This window comes from Mesorhizobium sp. M5C.F.Ca.IN.020.32.2.1, assembly GCF_004023105.1.
In the GTDB taxonomy this organism is placed as follows: Bacteria; Pseudomonadota; Alphaproteobacteria; order Rhizobiales; family Rhizobiaceae; genus Mesorhizobium; species Mesorhizobium wenxiniae.
Genome location: NZ_RZSX01000465.1, coordinates 1 through 5,015, shown reverse-complemented (window position 1 = coordinate 5,015; position 5,015 = coordinate 1). Strand labels below are relative to the sequence as shown.

4 protein-coding genes and 2 pseudogenes are annotated in these 5,015 nt (G+C 61.5%); 3 read left to right on the top strand and 3 right to left on the bottom strand.

From position 1 onward, the window contains the following. Window positions 1-845, bottom strand: a pseudogene (locus EOA86_RS40515) (hypothetical protein); the annotation flags it as partial. Window positions 846-1,370: 525 nt separating this feature from the next. On the opposite strand from EOA86_RS40515, the gene EOA86_RS21810 reads away from it, so the two are divergent. Further along, window positions 1,371-1,829, top strand: a complete 459-nt coding sequence (locus tag EOA86_RS21810) for a hypothetical protein (RefSeq protein ID WP_348633361.1) — start codon at window positions 1,371-1,373, stop codon at window positions 1,827-1,829. A 62-nt stretch (window positions 1,830-1,891) separates the two neighbouring features. Here EOA86_RS21810 and EOA86_RS21805 read toward each other — a convergent pair whose 3' ends face one another. Beyond that, on the bottom strand, window positions 1,892-3,331 hold the full coding sequence (locus EOA86_RS21805; RefSeq protein ID WP_128343530.1) for an FAD-binding oxidoreductase: 1,440 nt from the start codon (window positions 3,329-3,331) through the stop codon (window positions 1,892-1,894). Window positions 3,332-3,541: 210 nt separating this feature from the next. On the opposite strand from EOA86_RS21805, the gene EOA86_RS21800 reads away from it, so the two are divergent. After that, complete coding sequence (locus EOA86_RS21800) at window positions 3,542-3,805, top strand: hypothetical protein (protein WP_203546906.1); 264 nt, start codon at window positions 3,542-3,544, stop codon at window positions 3,803-3,805. Between the two features lie 349 nt (window positions 3,806-4,154). Further along, window positions 4,155-4,451, top strand: a complete 297-nt coding sequence (locus EOA86_RS21795) for a hypothetical protein (protein WP_245497339.1) — start codon at window positions 4,155-4,157, stop codon at window positions 4,449-4,451. A gap of 65 nt (window positions 4,452-4,516) precedes the next feature. On the opposite strand, the pseudogene EOA86_RS21790 reads toward EOA86_RS21795, so the two are convergent. Next, window positions 4,517-5,015 (bottom strand): annotated as a pseudogene (locus tag EOA86_RS21790) (monooxygenase); the annotation flags it as partial.

The window sequence follows — 5,015 nt, the reverse complement described above, 5'->3', positions numbered from 1 at the left end:
GCTGGCGCCCGGGGCGTGTCGACCTTCGGAGCGTCGGCGGTCCGGACCTTGTTGGCTTTGGATGGCTGAGACTGCGCCTTGGCGGGCTTCGATGCCTGAACTTTGGGCGCTTTGGCCCTGGGTGCCTCGACCCCGGGCGCCTCGTCTAACTGATCGATTTCCGCCCGCGGGCGGAAGGTCGGCAAGGGGACGCTGTCGGGCATCTCGTCCTGCGGCGGCAGCGAGGCCATCTGCACCTCGCCCTCTTGCGGCTCCTGTGGAATAGAAGGCTCGCTTGCCGCAACAGCTGGGGGCAGCACGTCGATCATCTCTCCCGGCAATGCATTCGCAAGCGCCAGCGCCAGACGGGAGGATCGTTCGGATTCCGCAATCTCGGGCCCGAAGCGCACGGCCGCGGGACCATGCCGATCGGGCCGGCGCACCGGCTCTGCAGCGCGCCCGGCCGCCGGAAGGCTGGCAAGCATAGGAGGTGCCGCGGTGACGTGGGCGAAGGCAGCAGCGAGCTTTTGCGGCGACAGCGCGGCTTTCGCCACCACACTGTCGAAGCGCGCTTGGCGCGAGATTCTTGCGACAACAGGCACGGTATTCGGCTTCGCTAACGGTTTTAGACGCGCCAACTTGCCTTCATGCACGAAGCTCGCGGCAGCCTGCGCGCAACCGGCATCGCATCGGCTGAGCAGGGACGCCTGACGCTGTCGGCTTGCCAGTGACGGCGCCCACGAACTGGCCCATGAATTGGGAAGCGAGCGATCGGCGAGCGCGATGGAACGCGGCGAGAGCAGGCTTTGCGGAAGACTGTTGGAGGCAGCGGTGAGCGAGGTTCCCACCGAATGGAGGCCGGCCATGGTCGCGACCGACCACAGAGCGATCGCAACACCAACAACGGGGATCGCGGCCCAGCGCCGGCCGGGCCTCATCGAAATCAATCCAGTATCAGGATTATCACCCCGGTTTTTCAAACGCACAAACGCCATACAACCAACCTCAATCGGCCTTGCGGCATGCGGGGCTCGCAGCCATCACAATCACAGTCGTCTGGTGCCCCCTGCACGCTTCACGTCTGTTGCCGATTGATTCAAAAGATGGACAAACTTGGTTAACCAATCCCTCTACCGATCGCCGATTGGGCGAAGGTCGATTTCAAAAAATGGTAGAAATGCCCTCCATGTCAGGCTTTGCTGCCTGTTTTTGCAGGCCGAGTCAACAAAGCGAAAGGACTAGACCTTGCCTGGGCAGGCGTCAGCTGAAGGCTGTTTCAGGATAAAAAGCATCGCAACACCCGTGACCGTCTGCGCGCAGGCTGCGCTGCCAAAGCAGCCTTTTGCATACAGGTAAATTCGTTCGTGCTAATATATCTTGGTTATGCACATTTGTGCGCGACCAACAAAAGGGAGGATGCGATGGAAACCATGAATCGCAGGTCTGCAATTGCGCTCGGAGTCACGGCCGCCGCAGTTACGCCTCTATTCGCTTTGGCGAGATCCGCAACGGCCAAGGAGTACGGCCCGAATGAAGGCAAGGAGATTGCGCCCGGCGTCAGAGTGGTGGAGGTCGGCACTGGCAACTCCGACATTCCCGCTTACAAGAGCATCTCAATCGTCGACGTGGTCTTTCAGCCCGGAGCAGTGGCTCCTGAAATGGTCATGGACAACGACATGGTCTGCACGATCGCTGCCGGCGAATTCACGATCAAGAAAGCGGACAAGGAATTCAAACTCAAAGAAGGCGACATGTACACTTGCGCCAAGGGCAAGACCGACGGTGCCACGAACACAAGTGCCGCGGTCGGCGTGCATCGCATTGCGATCCTGATACCTGCCAGCGTATGAACCGAAAAATGGGGCCCGCGACCTCCGCCGGAGGCGCGGCCTTGTCATCGCGTGACGCACGCCTATGCAGCGCGCAGGTTTTCCACCGGGCGCAAGTTCTGGTTCATGCGGAACAGGTTCAGCGGATCATATCGCTGCTTGATTTCCAGAAGCCGCCGATAGTTGCCGCCATAGGCTGCTTCGACCCGGTCGACCTCGTCCTCGGGCATGAAGTTCACATAGGCCGTGCCGGCGGCATAGGGCGAAGCCGCCTCGTAAACACCGCGCGCCCAGTCGATGCAGGCGCGGTCCATTTGCGGTTCGCGCCAGCGGGCGTGGACATTCATGACGAAATGCGCGCTGCGTTGCGGAAACGCCGTTGCATCCGCTGTCACGCGGCCCGCGGCACCGCCGACATGGGCGAAGAATATCTCGCATTCAGGCCCCGGAAGTTCCGGTATCCCGGCCGTGATAACCTCGATCGCGCTGTCGGAGAGCTCGGTGAAGTCGTGGCTCTTCCAGTAGTTTCGGGCGCCGGGCGCCAGCAATGGATCGAATGCCTGCTCCCAGCCGGTGAACGGGTTAGGGGCGACAACATCGGCAATCGGTGTGCCGATGGCGCGAAGCCTTTGCGTCGCTTTCTCGCCCTCCTGAAGGTCGCCGCAATAGCACATGGCCAGGACCAGCACCTCCTTGCCATGCCATTCGGCCGGCAGGAACGGCAGCGGCGGCGCCTGCCGCATGACCACCCAGCAGGTCAGCTCATTGGGCGCTGCTTCGAGCGCCGCTCGGTACTCCCGCAACACGTTTTGGGCATCGGCAAAGGGGTGAACCACAAGCCCCGACAGCACCTGCGGACCGACTTGATGGAGCTTGAACTCGAAAGCCGTGACGACGCCGAAATTGCCGCCGCCGCCGCGCAGCGCCCAGAACAGGTCCGGATTTTCGGTCTGGCTGGCGCGTAGCAGCTTGCCGTCGGCGGTAACCACATCGGCGCAGAGAAGATTGTCGATGGTCAGGCCGAATTTCCGCGTGATCCAGCCGAAGCCGCCGCCCAGCGTCAGGCCTGAAATGCCCGTCGTCGAGTTGATCCCGGTCGGCACCGCCAGTTCGAAGGCCTGTGTTTCCGCGTCGACGTCGGCGAGCGTCGCGCCAGGTTCCACCCATGCCCGCCGCGTCGCCGGATCGACCCGCACCGACTTCATCAGCGACAGATCGATCATTAGGCCGCCGTCGCAGACGGCGCTGCCGGCGATGTTGTGGCCGCCGCCGCGAACCGCGACGAGCAGCCTGTTTTCCCTGGCAAAATTCACGGCGGCGATAACGTCGGCGGCACCGGCGCAGCGCACGATCATCCCTGGCCGCCGGTCGATCATGGCATTCCAGATGCTGCGTGCCTCGTCATAGGCGGCGTCGCCTTCCCTCAGCACGATGCCGCGCAATTGCGCCGAAAGCGCGTCCAGGGCCGCGGCATCGACTGTCGTCTTGCCGCGTTCAAGCGTGGTGAGGCTCATGCTGTTCATGGCTTTCCTCCCGATTGTTTTTGAGCCGTTTTCCCCCACCCGTTTCCAAGTTTGCCCTTATATTAGAGGTCAAGCAAGTTCCTAGTGGCTTGCCGGGCGGCATTGCGCAACCCGCCTAACGCCGTAAGGCGGTCCGCCGGTTCGGTCGAGGAACTACGTAGCGGTCCGCGGAGTTAGGCATATCAGCAACCAATGCATAGGAGAGCTCTGATGGCACCGCGCAGAAAACCCGACGATTCATCCGAAGGCCCGACAATCGAACAGCAGGACTGGGACGCGATTAAAGGCGGCGAAATTATGCCAGACAGCGTGCCAGGAAACGGCGACATCCGGTACGACCTCGAGAAGGAGGCTGAACTGCCCGAGGAAGACGACGACAATCCGTACCAGGAAAGTGACGAGGCGTTGCCGGACGACGAAGAGGAACGCGCCATCTCGCGCAACCCCTCGAAGCAAGATATCGACGAGCCGTGAACGACAGCATTCAATGGCGCAGCTAGCCGGCCAGTTCCGGGTGTGCTCCAGGCTCCATGAAGGTTCCTGCAGCAACAGAAAAGGCCCCGCGGGGAGGAAGCGCAGGGCCTTGTCCGAATGCCGTGCGAACGGCTTTCCAGTCGCTGTAGAACGACTGTGCTTCCAACCGTGGCTGTCGGATCTTGTTCCATCGATACCGAAAAAAGATGGCGCTCGTTGGCCGCTTCACCAGCATTGCTGCTTAGATTGTCATCGGCTCAATCACAATTTCTATCTGGTGGAACAACTCCAAAAAACGCTCGTTGGATAATCATCGCAATCAGCGAGGCAACTCGAATGGAGTCCGATCATGAAGAAAATTCTTTCTGCAACCGTACTCAGCATCGCCCTTGCCACTTCGGCGATGGCGCAATCAACCGGCACAGGATCCGGCACCAGCGATCCGGGAGCGGGCACCGGGACAGGCACTGGCACTATGGCTCCCGGCACCGATAACGCAACTCCTGCCGATCCAAACGTAACCGGTTCGACAACCACAGGCCCCGACGGCATGGGTGACCGGTGTAAGGATATGGCAGGCGCCGATGCGAATACAAACTCCGCCAGTGGCACTGCAACTTCGGACATGGAGAATTGCCCCAAGTGACCGAGCTAGCGCTTGTTGAGCGCGCTGTAGTGCCTTCGTTTGCGCATGATGCGCCGCACCACTTGTTAGACAAAGCCGGGAACCGGCTTTGTCTTGCCGCTTAATTGCGCGCCCAATGTCAGTGCCTGCGGAAAATTCCGGATAATTGCCGCCATCAAGGTGGCGTTACCGGGGCGAAGGGTAATTCCAGCAATCGCTGCAGCGGCGTAGACCCGCGTCGAAAATAGTTTTTTCCAGGCCGCCTCATAGCGTCTGCCGGCAGCCTCGCGCCCTGCCCTGCCGTCTGGCGCGCATGCGAGTTCGCAGGCCAGCAGCCAGCCCGACTGAAGCGCCATCGAGATGCCCTCGGCGACAACGGGATGAGACTCTCCGGCTGCATTGCCGACGCGGAAGATGTCCCGTTCGTAGCAGGAGCGAATTCCCGGCCGGATCGGACCTGCGGCAAGCCACGAACCGTCGGGGTGAGCTGACTCCAGGGCATCCCTGACACCCCGGCACGATTCCATCAGATGACGGGAGACCGCATCGGCCGCCGACAAATGGCTCTGCTGGGTGGGGCCAGGC